This is a genomic window from Polycladomyces abyssicola (assembly GCF_018326425.1).
Taxonomy (GTDB): Bacteria; Bacillota; Bacilli; order Thermoactinomycetales; family JIR-001; genus Polycladomyces; species Polycladomyces abyssicola.
The window spans coordinates 2,974,953-2,993,223 of the sequence record NZ_AP024601.1; the positions used below are offsets into that span (position 1 = coordinate 2,974,953).

At 51.5% G+C, this 18,271-nt stretch carries 19 protein-coding genes; 6 read left to right on the forward strand and 13 right to left on the reverse strand.

Annotated elements, in window-relative coordinates:
• Positions 1-154: 154 nt before the first annotated feature.
• Genes KI215_RS14770 through KI215_RS14780 form a run of 3 tightly spaced genes read left to right on the forward strand, consistent with a single transcriptional unit; the run spans position 155 to position 2,045 of the window.
• The gene (locus KI215_RS14770) at positions 155-544 is read left to right on the forward strand and encodes a GntR family transcriptional regulator (protein ID WP_212773448.1); all 390 of its coding nucleotides are present in this window, start codon (positions 155-157) and stop codon (positions 542-544) included.
• Positions 541-1,404 (forward strand): ABC transporter ATP-binding protein, encoded by an 864-nt coding sequence (locus tag KI215_RS14775; RefSeq protein ID WP_420830148.1) that lies wholly within the window; start codon positions 541-543, stop codon positions 1,402-1,404. Before KI215_RS14770 ends, KI215_RS14775 begins: the two co-directional genes overlap by 4 nt.
• Complete coding sequence (locus KI215_RS14780) at positions 1,401-2,045, forward strand: ABC-2 transporter permease (protein ID WP_212773449.1); 645 nt, start codon at positions 1,401-1,403, stop codon at positions 2,043-2,045. Before KI215_RS14775 ends, KI215_RS14780 begins: the two co-directional genes overlap by 4 nt.
• Before the next feature lie 84 nt (positions 2,046-2,129).
• Here the strand turns inward: KI215_RS14780 and KI215_RS14785 are convergent, their stop codons facing one another.
• A complete protein-coding gene (locus KI215_RS14785) occupies positions 2,130-3,230 on the reverse strand; it encodes a DUF6687 family protein (RefSeq protein WP_212773450.1) in 1,101 nt (366 codons plus the stop codon).
• A gap of 214 nt (positions 3,231-3,444) precedes the next feature.
• Between KI215_RS14785 and KI215_RS16215 the strand changes: the two genes are divergently transcribed.
• From KI215_RS16215 to KI215_RS14795, 3 genes are all read left to right on the forward strand, one after another.
• Entirely contained in the window at positions 3,445-3,909 is a 465-nt protein-coding gene (locus tag KI215_RS16215; RefSeq protein WP_338048308.1) for a flavin monoamine oxidase family protein, read from the forward strand.
• Between the two features lie 93 nt (positions 3,910-4,002).
• Positions 4,003-4,866: a flavin monoamine oxidase family protein gene (locus KI215_RS16220; RefSeq protein ID WP_338048309.1), complete on the forward strand. Its 864-nt coding sequence runs from the start codon at positions 4,003-4,005 to the stop codon at positions 4,864-4,866.
• Positions 4,867-5,258: 392 nt separating this feature from the next.
• Positions 5,259-5,459, forward strand: a complete 201-nt coding sequence (locus KI215_RS14795; RefSeq protein WP_212773451.1) for a cold-shock protein — start codon at positions 5,259-5,261, stop codon at positions 5,457-5,459.
• 272 nt (positions 5,460-5,731) lie between these two features.
• On the opposite strand, the gene prfB is transcribed toward KI215_RS14795, so the two are convergent.
• From prfB to KI215_RS14855, 12 genes are all read right to left on the reverse strand, one after another.
• Positions 5,732-6,851, reverse strand: a protein-coding gene (gene prfB / locus KI215_RS14800; protein WP_212775226.1) for a peptide chain release factor 2 whose coding sequence is annotated in 2 segments (ribosomal slippage) — positions 5,732-6,778 and positions 6,780-6,851 — 1,119 coding nt in all. Because the reading frame shifts where the segments join, the coding sequence is not laid out codon by codon here.
• Positions 6,852-7,033: 182 nt separating this feature from the next.
• Complete coding sequence (gene secA2, locus KI215_RS14805) at positions 7,034-9,565, reverse strand: accessory Sec system translocase SecA2 (RefSeq protein ID WP_212773452.1); 2,532 nt, start codon at positions 9,563-9,565, stop codon at positions 7,034-7,036.
• Between the two features lie 366 nt (positions 9,566-9,931).
• Positions 9,932-10,483: a ribosome hibernation-promoting factor, HPF/YfiA family gene (gene hpf / locus KI215_RS14810; RefSeq protein WP_212773453.1), complete on the reverse strand. Its 552-nt coding sequence runs from the start codon at positions 10,481-10,483 to the stop codon at positions 9,932-9,934.
• 207 nt (positions 10,484-10,690) lie between these two features.
• Positions 10,691-10,891 (reverse strand): cold shock domain-containing protein, encoded by a 201-nt coding sequence (locus tag KI215_RS14815; RefSeq protein WP_212773454.1) that lies wholly within the window; start codon positions 10,889-10,891, stop codon positions 10,691-10,693.
• A gap of 335 nt (positions 10,892-11,226) precedes the next feature.
• The gene (locus tag KI215_RS14820; protein ID WP_212775227.1) at positions 11,227-11,949 is read right to left on the reverse strand and encodes an amino acid ABC transporter ATP-binding protein; all 723 of its coding nucleotides are present in this window, start codon (positions 11,947-11,949) and stop codon (positions 11,227-11,229) included.
• 10 nt (positions 11,950-11,959) lie between these two features.
• Positions 11,960-12,646, reverse strand: a complete 687-nt coding sequence (locus KI215_RS14825; protein WP_212773455.1) for an amino acid ABC transporter permease — start codon at positions 12,644-12,646, stop codon at positions 11,960-11,962.
• A 149-nt stretch (positions 12,647-12,795) separates the two neighbouring features.
• Positions 12,796-13,566, reverse strand: coding sequence for a basic amino acid ABC transporter substrate-binding protein (locus tag KI215_RS14830; protein ID WP_246512136.1), 771 nt, complete (start codon positions 13,564-13,566; stop codon positions 12,796-12,798).
• 320 nt (positions 13,567-13,886) lie between these two features.
• Positions 13,887-14,162, reverse strand: coding sequence for an HU family DNA-binding protein (locus KI215_RS14835; protein WP_212773457.1), 276 nt, complete (start codon positions 14,160-14,162; stop codon positions 13,887-13,889).
• 122 nt (positions 14,163-14,284) lie between these two features.
• A complete protein-coding gene (locus tag KI215_RS14840) occupies positions 14,285-14,989 on the reverse strand; it encodes a ComF family protein (protein WP_212773458.1) in 705 nt (234 codons plus the stop codon).
• The gene (locus tag KI215_RS14845) at positions 14,986-16,686 is read right to left on the reverse strand and encodes a helicase-related protein (RefSeq protein ID WP_212773459.1); all 1,701 of its coding nucleotides are present in this window, start codon (positions 16,684-16,686) and stop codon (positions 14,986-14,988) included. The genes KI215_RS14840 and KI215_RS14845 overlap by 4 nt, the downstream gene beginning before the upstream one ends.
• A gap of 149 nt (positions 16,687-16,835) precedes the next feature.
• Positions 16,836-17,243 (reverse strand): hypothetical protein, encoded by a 408-nt coding sequence (locus KI215_RS14850; RefSeq protein ID WP_212773460.1) that lies wholly within the window; start codon positions 17,241-17,243, stop codon positions 16,836-16,838.
• A gap of 58 nt (positions 17,244-17,301) precedes the next feature.
• Positions 17,302-18,051 carry a response regulator gene (locus tag KI215_RS14855; RefSeq protein WP_246512137.1) on the reverse strand — a complete coding sequence of 250 codons (750 nt, stop codon included), beginning with the start codon at positions 18,049-18,051 and terminating at the stop codon, positions 17,302-17,304.
• Positions 18,052-18,271 lie beyond the last annotated feature (220 nt).

Consider the following 18,271-nt stretch of genomic DNA (forward strand, 5'->3'; position numbering starts at 1 on the left):
GACAATGATGTTACACCCTGTCGGTTATATGTATATACACATGGCGACAAATATGTACCTGTGTTTTTGCATATCCGAACAAAATGCGGATTGACATCGATTCATCAAGTGTATATATTGTATATACACACTATTCATGATGGAGAGTGATTGTTTGAACATCACGATTTCCCACTCTTCGAAAGAACCGATCTACCAACAAATCATCGACCAGATCCGACATCAGATTTTAATAGGCGCCGTCCGTCCGGGAGATCCACTGCCTTCCATCCGGCAATTGGCCCGGGATTTACGGGTGAGCGTCATTACGACGAAGCGCGCATATGAAGAACTGGAACGGGAGGGATTAATCCGATCCGTCGTTGGGAAAGGATCCTACATCGCTCCGGGAAACACCATGGATACGCTTCGAGAGCAACGGATCTCCCAACTGCGGTGCCGTTTGCAACAACTGGTGGAAGAAGCCGCAGAACTCGGCTTAAGCCGTGAGGAATTGATCACTTGGGTACGACAATGTGACTGCGGGGAGGATCAGGAATCATGAAGGCATTGGAAGTCCGACATCTGTCCAAAGCCTTTCGGGGTTTTGCGCTTCAGGACGTCTCGTTCTCATTGGAAGAGGGATACATCACAGGTTTTATCGGGGAAAATGGGTCTGGCAAAAGCACCACAATCAAGCTCATCCTGCAACTTCTGATCCCCGATTCGGGGGAAATTCGGATATTCGGACTGGACCCATCCCGACACAGTCGGGAGATCAAAGAACGTATCGGCTTTGTGTTCGATGAACACCATTTCTACGAACATCTCACCGCTGATGAGATGAAACGCATCATCGCCCCTTTTTACAAACGATGGAATGAGCGGTTGTTTCAACGTTACGTCCGCGATTTCGATCTCCCGCTCCACCAAAAAATCAAGCACCTCTCCAAGGGAATGAAAATGAAACTGTCGCTTGCATTCGCCCTCGCTCACGAACCGGATCTCATCATCATGGATGAACCCACATCCGGCCTCGATCCCGTCTTTCGTCGAGAGATACTCGATTTGTTGCGAGAGATCATGCTGGACGAGCGCAAAACCATCTTCTTTTCCACCCATATCACCACGGATCTGGAACAGATCGCCGACCGCATCATCTTTCTGCACAAAGGTCGCGTGGTATGGGACGAGACCAAAGACCGGATTGAAGAGACATATGCCTTGGTCAAAGGGGATACCCGATGGCTCACGCCGGAAGCGCGTCAAGCATTGATCGGCGTGCGGGAAACGGATGTGGGATTTGAAGGGTTGGCTGCCGACGCGGACCAGGTACATCAACTGTTGGGTGACCGTTGTGTGATGGAGAAGCCGTCACTGGAAGACATCATGTATTTTACGATCAAAGGAGGGCGTTCCGCTTGAATGTATGGCGTTTGATCGTCAAAGATCTGCGTGTGCAGAAATACATGTTTCTCGTCGCGCTATTCTTCGCTTTTGTTAACATGGTACTGACCAAGATGAACCAGCTGGTCACCATCGTCATCCTCGCCTATATGTTGATCACAAGCTCCATTCAGTATGACGAAAAGCAGCGAACATCCGTATTGCTCAACTGCCTCCCCATCACCCGCCGATCTTTTGTCGCATCCAAATATTTAAGTATTTTCCTGTATACATTGATCTCTGTGGTGATGGTGTTTCTGGTCAATCTGGCCGCCCTGCTCATCGCCCGGTTCGGATTTAACTACAATCCGTTTACCCTATCACTGTTTACGATGCAGGATGTATTCTGGGCACTGGTGTGCATCATGGTACTCGCCGCTTTGTTTTTTCCAATCGCTCTCACTTTCGACTGGAATATGATGCAATATCTGTTATTCGTCGTTTTGGCGGTGGGCGGAACGGGTCTGTTTTTATTCGCCAATTGGGTAAAAAGTCTTGATTGGCCGCTGACCGGATCTCCTTTCGCACTGCAAGCCGCTGTCATCGTGTTTGCCGCATTGGCCCTGTTATACGGATCATACCGCGTTTCTCTGTTTTTGTATCAAAAGAAGGATTTTTGATACTCCATATTCCTGAAACCGTGGAATTCTTGGGTCGTTCGTGTCCGCAATCCGTCAAACAATCAACCGCCCGATAAAGGGCGGTTATCTATTCAACTCCTTCAAACCAAAATGATGAGATTCAGCAAATGCCTCCGAAAGGATTTCCGCCACCGAATCGGAGGAAATGCCGCTAGGCGCCGGAGATCCGTCTTCTCCCATAAACGACACCACCACCGGATAGTTTCGTCCCGTAATGCTCGAAAAGGGAGACAATTCGCGTGCGATGATCCACCGGCCCCGATTCGGCTCTATCGCGCCCAACTTTTCTACCGCCTTCTCCAACGGCCTGTGACCGTAATAATACCCGTTGGTACTGCCACTGAAATAAAAACCGGGTGCCCGCCACGAGTTCGGCGTGTCCGCCCACATGTAACCTGGGTACCAGAGATCGTAGTAGGTTCCCCGCTCCGTATCCACCGATACCAAATGAACCTTTTCGCGATCGAGGCGGTTGCGTGTTTGCGGGTGCAGCCACATGTCATCGCTCAACGGCGCGTTGAAGGTGGGAATATGGAGCGCTTTGATCAAGCTCGCTTCGGCCAGATGCCGCGGAATGGCATAATGAACCAATCTCGGGTGCACAACCGTCCTGCAAATCTCTCCCCGTTCCACCCGGTCGACCGACTCCCGTAACGCATCCATCCCCGTTTGAACCCAGACGTTCGGATGAGCATCCTCCACCAACCGAAAAACTTCTTCGAAACATTCTTCATAAATCCTGCGAATATCCGTTTTTGCGCCACGCAAAGCTTTCATTTTTAACGTCAACCCTTGAAACAGCCGTTGTGCCCCTTCTTCTCCCCACGCCCAGAAATCACCCATTTCTGCCGCTTCCACGATCACAGTGCGATACTTTTGCGCAAAATCGGGATGAAGCAGTGTAAATACCGACAGAACCCCATCGACGTCCAAATGGTTGTTGATGGCCAAATCCCATTCATCGGTCAACTCCTCCCGAATGAAATTCATGCAAATCTCGGTCGACGTGTCAGCCCGAAAACGATCCGGTGTCCGATTGGGAATCCAATGACTCAACTCCAGATCGACGCCCTCCCTGAAACTGTCGTCATGCGTTCCGTCGACAAAGATGGTTTTACGGCTGGCCGGACGACGGGTTTTACTCCCCAGTATGTAGAAGTTCATCTTCGGGTGCGCCTCCCTGTTATGGGTTGATTTCATTATATAATAAATTAAAATGTTTTGAAAGTATCAAATAAGATCCTACGCTATGATAAGCAACATTTAGGGTTTCATCAGCCTTTTTCCCCATTCTCCCACATAAGATAGAAAGTGTATCGTCTCAGCTACGAAGGGGGGATTCCCAATCCTACTGACACCTTCACAAATGATCAATATCGTGCGAAACGGGTTAGGGCGTACCAATCATCCGAAAAAAATCGTGGTCGTGGGTGCAGGCATGGCCGGGCTAGTGGCGGCATCCCTGTTGAAAGAAGCAGGCCACCAAGTGGTGATTTTGGAAGCATCCGACCGGGTAGGTGGCCGGATTTACACGATCCGTTCCCCTTTCTCCCCTGGACTCCATTTCGAAGCCGGTGCGATGCGCATTCCATACACGCACAATCTGGTGTTGGAGTACATTCGCAAACTCCGTCTTCCTATCCGACCGTTTATTAACAGCACGCCAGAGGACCGCATTTTCGTCAATGGCGTCAACTTTCGCCGGTGGGAATACGAACGCAACCCGGATCAGTTACATTATCCGGTCGCTCCGCAGGAGAGAGGGAAAACAGCAGAAGCATTGTTTGAAACAGTAGCGGTTGGGATCCGTAGGCTATTTCAACGGTATCGCCGACGATATTAGCGGTCGATTTTAGAGGAAATGACGAATTATTCCTTGGACACTTTTTTGAAATATAATCCCTTCGGTATTCGACTGTCCGAAGGTGCCGTCGAGATGATCCGAGTACTGATGACCGCACAGGGGGTGTCGGGACTATCCTTTTTGGAGCTCTACCGGATTTTAAGGGTCTACCTGGACCCCAACATGCGTTTCTATGAAATCGAAGGGGGAAACGACCGTCTTCCCCGTGCATTATCCGCTCGGTTGAAAGAGCATATCATGTTCGGACAGAAAATGGATTGTATCCGTTGTGATCCGGACCGCGTTACCATACGCACGGTCAGTACCAAAACCAGAAAACACGCATCCTATCAAGGCGATTATGCCATCATCACGATTCCATTTTCCGCTTTACGACTGGTAAAAGTGGTGCCGTATCACGCCTTTTCCCACCACAAACGAAAAGCGATCCGTGAGCTTCACTATGTTGCCGCCACCAAAATCGGCGTGGAGTTCAAAAGCCGGTTTTGGGAGAAGGAGGGAATTCGCGGCGGTCAAACGGTGACCGACCTCCCCTCCCGGTTGACGCATTACCCCAGTCATGGCATCGGAAGCAAGGGGCCGGCGGTTATTTTGGCCAGTTACACATGGGAAAACGACACACTGGTCTGGGACAGTCAACCCGAAGAGGAGCGTTTACGGCAAGTGCTGTGCAATCTCGCCGCCATCCACGGGGATGTGGTGTATCGGGAAGCGGTGACGGGCATCTCCAAGTCTTGGCGGCAAGACCCTTATATTGCCGGGGATTTTGTCGTATTCAAACCCGGACAGGAGTCCGCCCTGGCTCCTTATCTGGCCACACCCGAAGGCAGGGTTCATTTCGCTGGGGAGCATACCTCCACTCATCGCGTATGGATTGAGGGAGCCGTGGAATCCGGTATTCGTGCGGCATATGAAGTACAACGCATTTCGCGGTAATACAGGGCCAATGGGAACGATCGGTTACGGATGGAAGGCCCTGTTGGAATTGTTGAGCATTCATCGGAAATCATGAGCGGCGGGGCCACGGTCGGGAAATTGCCGAAGGTTCCCTGTTTTGGGCGGTCGCCCAATGCTGGACAGAATCGGGGCGCACTGGCGCATTCGTTGGGGTTTGAGCAAATGATCTGCATGCAATATGAGTTGAGGAGGATTAAAATTTGTTTTACAAAACAGGATATTTATGGTATAGTAAATTCTGGTTATAATATTGAGGGTATATAATTCACACATGTTATAAAGGGTGGTAAGTTTCGATTTGTCATTCTTTATAATGTGTGAATGAATGCCTGAAATATTATCAATACAAATATTTTTGGAGGAATTCACACATGCTACAAGGAACCGTTAAATGGTTTAATGCTGACAAAGGGTTCGGGTTTATCGAAGTGGAAGGCAGAGATGATGTATTCGTTCATTTCTCCGCGATCAATGGTGTAGGATTTAAGACATTGGATGAAGGCGATAAAGTGAGCTTTGAAATCACAAAAGGCAACCGTGGTGATCAAGCCGCCAACGTGGTGAAGCTGTAAAAACAGAGAAGTAAACCATTCAGAACTACCCCACTGGAGCTCAACTCCTGTGGGGCTTTTTAGGTTTCACATTCCACTATTCAGTGCTCACCCACTTTGACCAGAGAGACTCCTTTTTAAGGTTGATTGGTCATCTGTTGCTCAAATCCGTGACCGTTTTGGAAGGGTTCAACAAAAAAATCATTCCCCAATCCATATACAAACCCGGCGGTTTTTTCCGCCGGGTTTTTCAATGGCCTCACCGGAGCAAAATGCCCCGGTCCTTGGTGTCGTCACTTTTTCGATTGTTGGCCGCCGATTTTTTGACGGAGATACGCGTCGATAAATACATCGATCTCCCCGTCCATAACGGCTTGCACGTTGCCCACCTCAACCTGCGTACGGTGATCCTTGACCAGACTGTAGGGGTGGAAGACATAAGAGCGGATCTGGTTGCCCCAACCGATCTCTGTCTGCTCCCCTTTCAACTGGTCGATCTGTTTGCGCCGCTCCTCCATCATGCGTTCATACAGACGCGCCTTTAGAATCTTCATCGCGCGCTCGCGGTTTTTGATCTGCGAACGCTCCGATTGGCATGTCACGACGATGCCGGTGGGCAAGTGCGTGATCCGCACCGCCGAATCGGTCGTGTTGACGTGTTGTCCCCCGGCGCCGCTGGAACGATACGTATCAATTTTGAGCTCTTCCGGCTTGATCTCCACTTCTACGTCATCATCCACTTCCGGCATGACGTTGGCGGAGACAAACGACGTATGCCGGCGCCCGGACGCGTCAAACGGCGAAATCCGTACCAGACGGTGTACACCTTTTTCCGCTTTGAGATATCCGTAGGCATTGTGCCCTTTGATCAACAGTGTGACGCTTTTGATACCCGCTTCCTCACCCGGCAGGTAATCCAGCGTTTCCACCTTGAATCCTTTGCGTTCCGCCCAGCGCGTATACATCCGAAGAAGCATCGAAGCCCAGTCCTGCGATTCAGTTCCGCCTGCGCCGGGGTGGAGCTCCAGGATCGCATTATTTTTGTCGTAGGGCTCGCTCAACAGGAGACTGAGCTCAAACTGCGTCATCTCTTTTTTGAGCGAACGGATCGTTTCCTCCGCTTCCTCCAGGAGCGACTCATCTTCCTCCTCGGCGGCCAACTCCAAAAGAACCTGCAGGTCTTCGTGGGCCTTCTCCAGCTTGGTCATCGTTTCGACCTGGGCTTTCAACCCGTTGGCCTCGTCGATCACTTTTTGCGCTTGTTGCTGATCGTCCCAGAAATCGGGAGCAGTCATTTTCGCTTCCAATTCCGCAATGCGCGCTTTTTTCTGGTCGAGGTCAAAGAGACCCCCTGATATCCGCCAATCGCTTGGCTGTATTGGTTACTTCCTGCTTCAGTTCACCCAATGAAATCACGACTAATCACCTCTTCGCACTTTTCCGTTTCAAGGAAACGTACCTTTCCAATTATAACGCAATCCGGAACGAAATTCGAATCAGCAGAAACACAAAGGGGCTTGTCGAAAAAGGCCCCCAATTTAAGGGGGGCCTCCTGAGATGCGAGACGGATTTTCCTTTTGCTTGATGATATCCCATCAACCCGTTTGTTTTGCACGAGCGCAACAGTGTTTGTACTTTTTGCCGCTTCCACACGGACAAGGGTCATTTCGCCCCACTTTTTCCGCCCGGCGGACCGGCTGACGTTTGGCCTCTCCTTTGTCTGGTGAATCGCTGTGTACAGCGGTGGTATTGACCGCCACCTCTTCGCGCTCGATCTCTTCGCCCACACTGGACTTCGTAATGTATTTGACCACTTCTTCCTGGATCTCGCGCACCATCTGCTCAAACATCTCAAAGCCTTCAAACTGGTATTCACGCAATGGATCGGTCTGTCCGTATGCCCGCAGGTGGATGCCCTGCCGCAATTGGTCCATGGCATCGATGTGATCCATCCATTTGCGATCCACCGTGCGCAGGATGACCACTTTGGAGAATTCCTGCATCCGGTCGAAGCCGATCTCCTCGACACGCTGATCGTAGGTTTTTTTCGCGGCTTCGTACAGCGCTTCGATGATTTCATCCGGTTCCTTGTCCTGCAAGTCCTCTTCGCTCACCATACCAGGCGGGAGCAGGTTGGATTCCATGTAGTCGAGGATCGACTCCAGATCCCACTCTTCCGGCAACGTGTCTTCGGATGTGTGGGCCTTCACCACGTGTTCGATCACGTCTTTGGCCATATTGAGGACGACATCGCGCAGGTTGTCGCTGAACAGCACTTCGCGACGCTGTTTGTAGATGATTTCCCGTTGCTGGTTCAGCACATCGTCGTACTGCAATACCCAGCGACGGGCATCGAAGTTCATGCCTTCCACCTTTTTCTGCGCGTTTTCCACCGCTTTGGTGAACATTTTGCCCTCGATCGGCTGGTCGTCCTCCATCCCCAGGCGATCCATCATGTTTTTGATGCTGTCGGAGCCGAACCGTCGCATCAAATCATCTTCTAACGACAGATAGAACTGCGACGAACCCGGATCGCCCTGCCGGCCGGAACGTCCGCGCAACTGGTTGTCGATCCGACGGCTTTCGTGCCGTTCAGTGCCGATGACATGCAATCCGCCCAGTTCGGCCACACCTTCGCCCAAGACGATATCCGTACCGCGACCAGCCATGTTGGTGGCAATGGTGACGGCACCTTTTTGCCCCGCCTGTGCGATGATTTCCGCTTCGCGCTCGTGGTTTTTGGCGTTGAGAACCTGATGGGGAATACCGCGTTTTTTCAGCATCTGGGACAATTGTTCCGATTTCTCGATCGACACCGTCCCGACCAGCACGGGTTGCCCCTTCTTGTGCCGACGGACAATCTCCTCAACGACGGCTTTGAATTTGGCCTCTTCAGTCTTGTAGAGCAGATCCGTCATGTCTTTGCGAATCATCGGGCGGTGCGTCGGGATCTGCACCACATTCATACCGTAAATCTTGCGGAATTCCTCTTCTTCCGTCTTGGCCGTACCGGTCATCCCAGCCAGTTTCTTGTACAGGCGGAAATAATTCTGCAGCGTGATCGTTGCCAACGTCATGCTTTCCCGTTGGACTTGCAAGCCTTCCTTGGCCTCAATCGCCTGGTGCAGACCGTCGCTGTACCTGCGTCCGTGCATGAGGCGGCCGGTAAACTCATCCACAATCACAACGCCGTCTTCGTTGACGACGTAGTCGCGGTCCCGCTTCATCAGCACATGCGCTTTGAGCGCCTGTTGGACGTGGTGATTCAAAGTGATATTTTTCACGTCGTACAAGTTGTCCACACCCAGGAATTTTTCCGCTTTGCTCACACCCTGCTCAGTCAGGGAGACCGCTTTCGTCTTCTCGTCCACCGTGTAATCTTCTTCCGGGCGGAGACGGCGCACCAACTGATCAGCCACGTAATACAAATCAGTCGCTTTGTTGGCCTGCCCGCTGATGATGAGCGGCGTCCGTGCTTCGTCGATCAGGATGCTGTCCACCTCGTCCACGATGGCGAAATGAAGATCCCGTTGCACGATCTGCTCGGGATACAGCACCATGTTGTCGCGCAGATAGTCAAATCCGAACTCGTTGTTGGTCCCGAAAGTGATGTCCGCTTGATAAGCGGCACGCTTTTCTTCAGGAGTGAGCCCAGGAAGGTTCAACCCGACGCTCAGGCCGAGGAATTCAAATACCTGGCCCATCCACTCTTTATCCCGTTTGGCCAGGTAGTCGTTCACCGTTACGACGTGGACACCCTTGCCTTCCAAGGCGTTCAAATACGCTGGCAACGTGGCGACCAGGGTTTTCCCCTCCCCGGTCTTCATCTCGGCGATGTCGCCGTTGTGCAGGACGATACCGCCCACCAGCTGAACGTAAAAATGACGCATGCCCAGCACGCGTTTGGCCGCTTCCCGAACGACCGCATACGCTTCCGGAAGCAGATCGTCCAGTGTTTCGCCTTCCGCCAGGCGCGCTTTAAACTCGTCCGTTTTGTTCCGGAGCTCTGAATCGGAGAGTTTGGAGATCTCCGGTTCCAGCGCTTCGATCTGATCAGCAATTTTATAGCAACGTTTCAATTCGCGTTCGTTGGCATCCGGGATCAGCTTTTTGAGCAAACCCAGCATTATTTCATCCCCTTCCCCATCATCCGGGTAATATTGGTAAGTGCGACATCCGAATGTCACACGAAATTCCAAGGAAGGTATCAACTATTAGTTTACCAAAAATACCAGCTGAATTTCACTTTTTTCGCAAAAGGTTCGAAAGCTTTTTGTCCCTCTCTTCATCACAAAACGAGGCGGCAGTGAAATCACTGCCGCCTGAGACCGGCCTGTTTGGCCGATCCGCACGATCTTAATCCATTTGAATGATAGGTCAAGTGAATGGGAGACCACTTATGGGGGTGTCGAGGGTGTTTTCCGGGTTCACTTTTGTCTTTCCCGTCAATCTTCACCGGTAAACCCGAATATCAAATTCCTTATATTTCCTTATTACTCAGGCTCGATCAAACCGTACCGCCCATCTTTTCTTCGGTACACTACATTGATTTCATCCGTATCCGCATTGGTGAATACGAAGAAGTTATGTCCAAGCATTTCCATCTGCATGATGGCTTCTTCCACATCCATCGGTTTCAATTGAAAACGCTTCGTGCGAACCACTTCAATTGGCTCTTCTTCATCCTCAACCGAAGTGGCGGGGGTGTTTCCGTTTTCATAAAGCTGCGAACGGAGGCTTCCTTCCTGACGGGGTTTGCGGTTGATCTTGGTTTTATACTTCCGGATCTGACGCTCCAGCTTTTCCACGACCAGATCGATGGAAGCATACATGTCCGCGCTTTTTTCCTCCGCGCGAACCAGCACGCCTGGAAAGGGAATCGTCACTTCCACCTTGTGATCATCGCGAATGACGCTGAGGGCGATGTGTGCATCGGCGGAAGGAGGGGTGTCGAAATACTTTTCCAGACGGCTGATCTTTTTTTCAACAAAATTCCGCAAAGCTTCCGTCACTTCGAGGTTATTTCCACGAATGACATAATTCATGAAGCGAATCCCCCTTTTCGCTTTATACATTATCTATTCCTTAAATATCCGAAAATTCCTTCCCTTTATTCATCATTTCTCAAAATGTACTTCACCTATTCTTAACAAATCAATGACATCAAAAAACGTCGAATCAAAACGAAAACCCCTTCGCCGAAGCGAAGGGGTGAGTAGTCATCGGTTGTTCATCCAGTCAAGGAAAAACGATTACCCGATTTTCGTGACGTTCGCAGCCTGTGGTCCACGCGGACCTTCCACGATGTCAAATTCCACAAACTGACCTTCATCCAGGGTTTTGAATCCATCTTCCTGGATGGCCGAGTAGTGAACGAATACGTCTTCGCCACCCTCGCGCTCAATGAAACCATAACCCTTTTCCGCGTTGAACCACTTGACTTTGCCTTGCATGAAAACACATTCCCTTCTTGATTTAAATACGCAAATGAGACGGGTAAATCTCATAATGCTTTTTCACTATATCATTGAGCCGCACCAAAGTCAAGAATATTTCTCCAAACCGGTCAATGATCTCCTGAGGATTCACTTTTCCAGACTCGCTTCCCCCGCGACCTGCAGGGAAGCAGATGATGGCCACTTCGACCCGTCAGCGGAGGACGCGGGCAATGTACGCTTTGCTTTGAGGAAATTGCCCGTGATTCCAACCCTGCGTTTCCTGCCCTTCGCTCAGCAGCGGCTTTGTAAGTCGCTCGCCCGGAAAAACATTGCTCCCTCACATACACGCCCTAGAGAACTTTGCTCAAAAAGGCACGGGTCCGTTCGTGCTTCGGAGCATTGAACAACTCGTTCGGCGGCCCCTCTTCAACGATCACGCCCTGGTCCATAAACAACACACGGTCGGACACTTCGCGAGCAAATCCCATCTCGTGGGTGACGACGACCATGGTCATCCCTTCCTGGGCCAGTTGTTTCATGACCGCCAACACTTCGCCCACCATTTCGGGATCAAGGGCCGACGTGGGCTCGTCAAACAGCATCACCTTCGGATCCATCGCCAACGCACGGGCGATGGCGACGCGCTGTTGCTGTCCACCGGAGAGCTGTTCCGGATAAGCTTGGGCCTTGTCCGCCAAGCCCACCTTGTTCAACAGCTCCATCGCCTTGATTTCCGCTTTTTCTTTGGTCCAGCCCCTGACTTGGATCGGTGCCAGCGTGATGTTTTCGATCACACGCTTGTGGGGAAACAGGTTGAACTGCTGGAACACCATGCCCACTTCGGTTCGTACCTTGTTGATGTCCGTTTTGGGATCGGTCAGATCATGCCCGTCCACCCACACCTTGCCGCCGGAGACGGGTTCCAAGAGATTGAGACAGCGCAAAAATGTGCTTTTCCCGGAACCGCTGGGACCGATCACACAGACCACTTCTTTTTCTTGAATTTCGACGCTGATATCCTTCAAGACTTCCAATGTGCCGAATTGTTTGCGCAGATGTTCGACCCGGATCATGGCCATCGGATCATCCCTCCTGTCTGTCGGTACGGTAGCGGTTTTCCAGGAAAAAGACGATGCGCGAAAGAACATACGTCAAAATGAAATACAGGGCGGCTGACGCGATGTACGGGGCCCAGCGTTCAAACGTGTTTTTCGCCGTGGTGAAGGCGGCGTAGGTAATATCGTTGACCGCGATGATCGTCACCAGAGACGAATCTTTGAGCAAGGCGATAAATTCGTTTCCCAGCGGAGGTAACATCCGTTTGAACGCCTGTGGAAGAATGACATGCCGCATGGCTTGTCCGTACGTCATACCGAGCGAGCGGGCTGCTTCCATCTGCCCTTTTTCAATGGATTGAATGCCGCCGCGGAAAATTTCCGCGATATAGGCTCCGGCATTAAGCGACAAGGCCACGAAACCGGACACGATCGCCTCGGGTGGTTTCACGCCCAGCAACTCTTCGCAAATGGTGGGAATCACAGCGAAATGAATAGCCAGGATTTGCAGCAGCAATGGCGTGCCCCGAAAGATATCCACATATAACTGGGCCGGAATGATCAACCATCGACTGCGCGAAAGACGCATCAACCCCAAGATCAGACCGATGACCATCCCGACCAAAACAGCCACCGTTGTCAATTCGATGGTAGTCCAGAATCCGCGGATAAAGTAGTCTTTGTATTCTACCAGTACGGACCAATCGATTGGCATATATCCACCTCTTTTCAGGAGGATTGTTTTCATCATGAATTGCGCAACTTATCCACATATTTATCCACATATTTATCCACAATATCCACAGGAAATTTTTTGAAAACAGGAAGTTGGGGAGTACAAGGGCACTCCCCAACCCCATCCCTTTATTGCATCGGACCAAAATATTTCTCGTAGATCTTCTTGTAGGTGCCGTCTTCCCGGATTTTCTTCAATCCGTTATTGATTTTCTTCAACAGTTCCTTGTTCCCTTTTTTGACGATGATTCCGTATTGTTCGGGTTCAAACGACGGATCTTCCACCTTTTTGAACTTACCGGCAGGCAGTTTTTTCAGGTATTCGAGCACCACGCCATTGTCCGCCACCACGGCGTCAACACGACCGTTGGCCAAATCATCGATCGCGGCCGGCGTATCGTCGTATCCCTTGATGCCCTGATACGTTTTGCCGAATGTCTTTTGTACGACGATTTCACCGGTTGTACCCGTTTGCACGCCGATCCGCTTGCCTTTCAGATCTTTCAGCGACTTTACACTGGAGTTGGCCGGTACGAGGATCAACTGTTTGGCATCAAAATACGGGTCGGAGAAGTCATACACTTTTTTGCGGTCATCCGTGATGGAAATGGCCGAGATCCCCGCATCCAGTTTGCCGTTTTTCACGGCGTCCAGCATGGGGTCCCAACCGGCGTGTTGGATATCCACCTCAAATCCGCCGGCTTTGGCGATCGCGTTCATCAGTTCGATGTCAAAGCCGGTCAGCTTGCCGTCCCCTCCCTGTTTCTCGAACGGCGGATAGGCGGCGTCGGTACCCACTTTGACGATGCCGCCGGCGCCCGCGTCATTCTTGGCACAGCCGGTCACTGCAAGTGAGAACAATAATACCAGCGATAAGATCAAAACTCCCCATTTTTTCATGTTTAATCCCCCTTGAGATTGCATATTCAAACATACTCGTCTTTCACCACATGTACGGTGAAATCTCGGAAGATGGAAATCTTCCTTTCATATCACAAGCAACGATAAAATCCTCCTTGAGTTATTATAAGTGCTGTTGTATATATATTCAATTTGTATGTTTTGGCAACTCTCCCCTCTCTCTTTTGCTTTCAATAGAAGAAATATTCCTAATTTATCATCTTTAGCAATACTTCTTTCGATTTTCAGCCCATAAAGTCCTGTAGCAAATACAGGAAGATCTTCTTAATAAAAAAAGCCGCCAATTGGCGGCTCTTCACTTATTGATTGACGGCCTCTTTCAGCTGTTTGCCGGGACGGAATGCCGGGACCCGGCTGGCTTCGATCTGGATCGTTTCACCGGTTTGCGGGTTGCGGCCCGTACGGGCGGCACGCTCGCGAACCTCAAAGTTGCCAAAACCGACCAACGAAACTTTTTCACCGTTACGTAACGCCTCGGCGATGGCGCTCAACACAGCTTCCACCACTTGAGCCGATTCTTTTTTCGTTTTCCCCGTCGCCGCAGCCACGCGATCGACCAGTTCCGATTTGTTCATGTGTCAACTCTCCTTTTCTCTCACAAGTTTTTTGGGTTGTGGATCATGACTATTACCCTGTGTTTCCCATCTTTTTGCGGTTTATACCTCTTTTTTGATAGATAGACTGACTTTTCCCTTTTTCACCGCGCAAATGTCAGAGAACGGACCGAATTGCAACCCGCCTGTACCAGTACGCGGGCACAAGCGCCCAATGTGGCACCGGTCGTATATACGTCATCCACCAACAATATATTTACAGCGACCAACTTTCCGACAGGGATCGATGGATGCAATTCAAAGACCCCCTCCATCGACTGCAAACGCTCCGCCCGGGATCGTTGACTTTGAGGTCGGGTGGGTGACGACCGTACTAACAAAGACACCACCGGTACTCCCCATTTCTTTCCGATGAAGCGGGCCAATTGCTCCGATTGATTGAACCCTCGCTCTACCAACCGGGAGGGATGCAAGGGAACATAGGAGATAACATCCGGTTTCCGTACTCGGCAAGCAGCGACCGACACCATCATCTCCCCCATCGGACGGGCAAATCGCTCCCTGCCCAGATATTTGTACAAACGAATGACTTCCCGGGTGTGGGGCGTGTAGGAGACTGCGCTGCAATTCTGTATCAGTTCCGGATAAGGGTGGGAGCGGCAATCCGGGCAAATCCCTTCCCTGCCCGCTCTTCCGCAACGCCGGCAGTAGGGAGGGGCAATAGGAGAAAACCCGTCACAGCAATGCGGACAGATTCGCTTCCATACCGGCGCCCATGGGAGAGAACGGACGGGCGTGTCGCAAAACGGACAACCCCTGGGCAGTGGAAACCGCCATCCCCTGATCATCGCTTCACTCCGGACGCATGCAGACACCCCGCCTGGTACGCCAATCGGTTCATCTTCTTGATTTCCCGAATCGCCCGACGCTGTGCTTCCGTCCATTCCTCTGAGATCCAACGGACGATCCCTTCCGGATCTTCCGGTGACCGCCCTGCCCGACCCGATATCTGAACCAAAGTGGCGGTGTCCATAACGGTATGGTCCGCACCCAACACCAACACTTGACAGCCGGGCACCGTCACACCTCGCTCTAAGACGGTCGTGGCGATCAACACACGAACCCTGCCCCGGCGAAACCGCTCCACGATCTCCCTTCTGTTGCGTTCTTTTCCGGACACAGCAGCACAGAACCGGGTCATATCAGGGAATTTCCGGGTGATCCACCGCAACAGACACGGTAAATCCGACACCCGTGGCACAAAAATCAACCCTTGTTTGCCAGTCTCCATCAGGCGACGCAAAAAATCGGACAATGGCGGAACAGGTCTGCTGTGATTCACCTTATTCCACAAATCCCGAACAACGCATCGTTCGGGTGCGGGTAACGGATGTCCGTGAAATCGGGCGGGCAGGGTAATAACGGGCAATTCGCCCCGCCGTGCTTTCCTCTGCCAGACCATCGGCGGAGTGGCCGTCACCCACACTACTTTCCCGTCCTTATATAAGGCTTGATCAACCCCCGATTGCAATGCGGGATCCCCATACAATGGAAAAGCATCCCCTTCGTCAATGATCGCCAGAGCAAACCGGCGGTACATCCGCCAGGTTTGGTGAGCCGTAGCGATCACGAGTTCTCCGTCTGCCCATGTCGATCGCGTTCCCCCATGAACGGCCGTTACCCGAACGCCTTCCACTGCCTTTTTCAAACGCGGATACAACTCGTCCACCACATCGCGTCGTGGTGTCACCCACAGCACCCGATGCCCGCTTTGCAGTGTCCGGCGAACCAACGGCAAACAAACCTCCGTCTTGCCAGCTCCCGTCACCGCCCACAACAACAGTGTCCGTTCCGGTCTATCGCGCCAGCTTTCCAGTACTGATGCAACTTCTTGTTGTTTGGGCGTCAGTTGAGGCAGATAGAGGCGAACCCCATTGGAGTGATCCGTACGCGCCTCGGGTGGCCGGATGCGAAACAACGGAACGCATGACCGACATCTGCCCAATACGAGACAGTGATCGCAGGAGGCACATGTTTGACGGCACCGTTTACAGTCCGTCTGAAATAACCGAGACGGTCCACTGCCACAGCGGCTGCAACGCCACTTCACCGCGGGACCGGTGATTTCGACAGCGGGCATGTATTCTGCCACCCCCATCAGACATAACCACTGCAAACCCATACGCAGAGCCACCGGATCGGGATCCTCACCCCACCGAAATCGCAATAACGATCGAATTTCCTCCCCCAACAGCACACGACCACCCAATATATTCCATATCGCCATTCCGTAATTCCGTCCTGCCGACAGACCATCATCATCGGCCGTTTGTTCGAAGTACGCCATCCCTTTCCCGATCGGCGACGATACTTCTGGAGCATGTTTCCGTAAAACACACCAAGCTTGTCCAATCGTTTCAAACCAACCGGTTATGCGGAACTCCCTCCCCTGATTCCGCCAAAACCGCTCGTCCACTTCAGGAGCCAAACTGATCCCCCAATGAGGGTGTTCTCCTCTCATCGTCACCTGATATAGCGTAAACATGACCTTACCCCTCTTTAGCGAAATGCCTCAGCCCATAAAAATAACGCAGGTTCGCTTCCTTCATCGCTGACCTGCGCTCCACTTGCTGACGGATATACACTTTTGTTGAAAACCTCCGGATCTCTGTCAGTGTCGTCCGTCAGAACTGCTCAGGACAACACCTGTATGGTCCGGTTCGGCGAACGGAGATCCATCACCCAAACCCTACGGACATCCGATCCGCTTCGTGTCGTCACTTCATGCCACATTTCATTCTCATCCTGCACGGTCACCACTTCCAACCCTGGCAACTGTGCCTGGAAACGGGCAAGAATGGACAACGTATCATCAACGGAGCATCGGTCCACGCAAGTGATGCGGCTGGACTTGCCCTGAATCCAATGCCAAAACACATAAGAACGGATGACCCATTCGATGGATCCCTGGCTGTTTCGCGTCAAGAGGATGAGATGAACCCGGTCGACACGGACGGGACGCCAACAGGCTTTGGCGATGCAGTACATCAAAAACCACATGACGCCGTACAACACGATTCCCCATACGATCGATTGCACCATCGCACTCGTCCTCCTTTGCCCACAGTATATGCCGTGGGAAAAAAGGGGTGCGGCGGTGTCAATGGAGCTTCACCCATCCTTTTTTTAGCGCGACCAACACAGCTTGCGTGCGATCCTGAACACCCAATTTGTACAAAATGTTGCTCACGTGATTCTTTACCGTTTTTTCACTTATGTAGAGCACATCACCGATGGCACGATTGTTTTTCCCCTGCGCCATCAGCCGTAATACATCCATCTCTCTCTGGGTCAGGATATCCGGCCATTCAGGTACATCAAATTCGGGGACGATAGCTGTCAATTCCCGTTGTTGCCGGCTGATTCGGAGGATCTCCTGTACCAGTTGCCCGCTCGCCCGCGGATGAATATAGATTTCACCCGCAAGGACCAAGCGCACCGCCTCCATCAGATCTTCCGCCTCCACATCTTTGGGAAGATAACCGGAGGCACCTGCTCGAACGGCTTCCACCACCGTGGTCGTCTCCCGTTCACCTGAAAGCAGGATGATCGGCAACTGCGGATACTCCTCTTTCAGTCGGATCGTGATGTCCACTCCACTTCCCTTGGATAAATCCAAGTCCATCAACACCAAGTCCGGAACATTCTCGCGACAAGCCTTCAATACCGTTTCACCGTCCCCACAATCGACAAACGAGATGGGACAGTCCATTTGCGAAAGGATCTGTTTCACCCCTTCACGAAACAACCGGTGCCGATCAGCCACAACCATACGGATCACGTAAAGGCGACGAAGGTCAGTTTCAGACGGCGGCGGCTGCCATGCGGGAAGTGACAGGCGTTTGATCACCTTCTCACCTCTTCTACCAGCCATACAACGGAAAATTCCGTCGAATTTTCTGAATGGATATCCAGTACTATTCTACCATTATTGACATGTGGAGGAAACTGTTTTGTACAATCCGTTTACATGAAAAAAACCGCCAAAACGGCGGTGAAATTTGCTGACAAAGTGGCAGTGATTGTATCTAATTGAGTCGGTCCGCTTCGGTAAACGGAACGGGAAAACG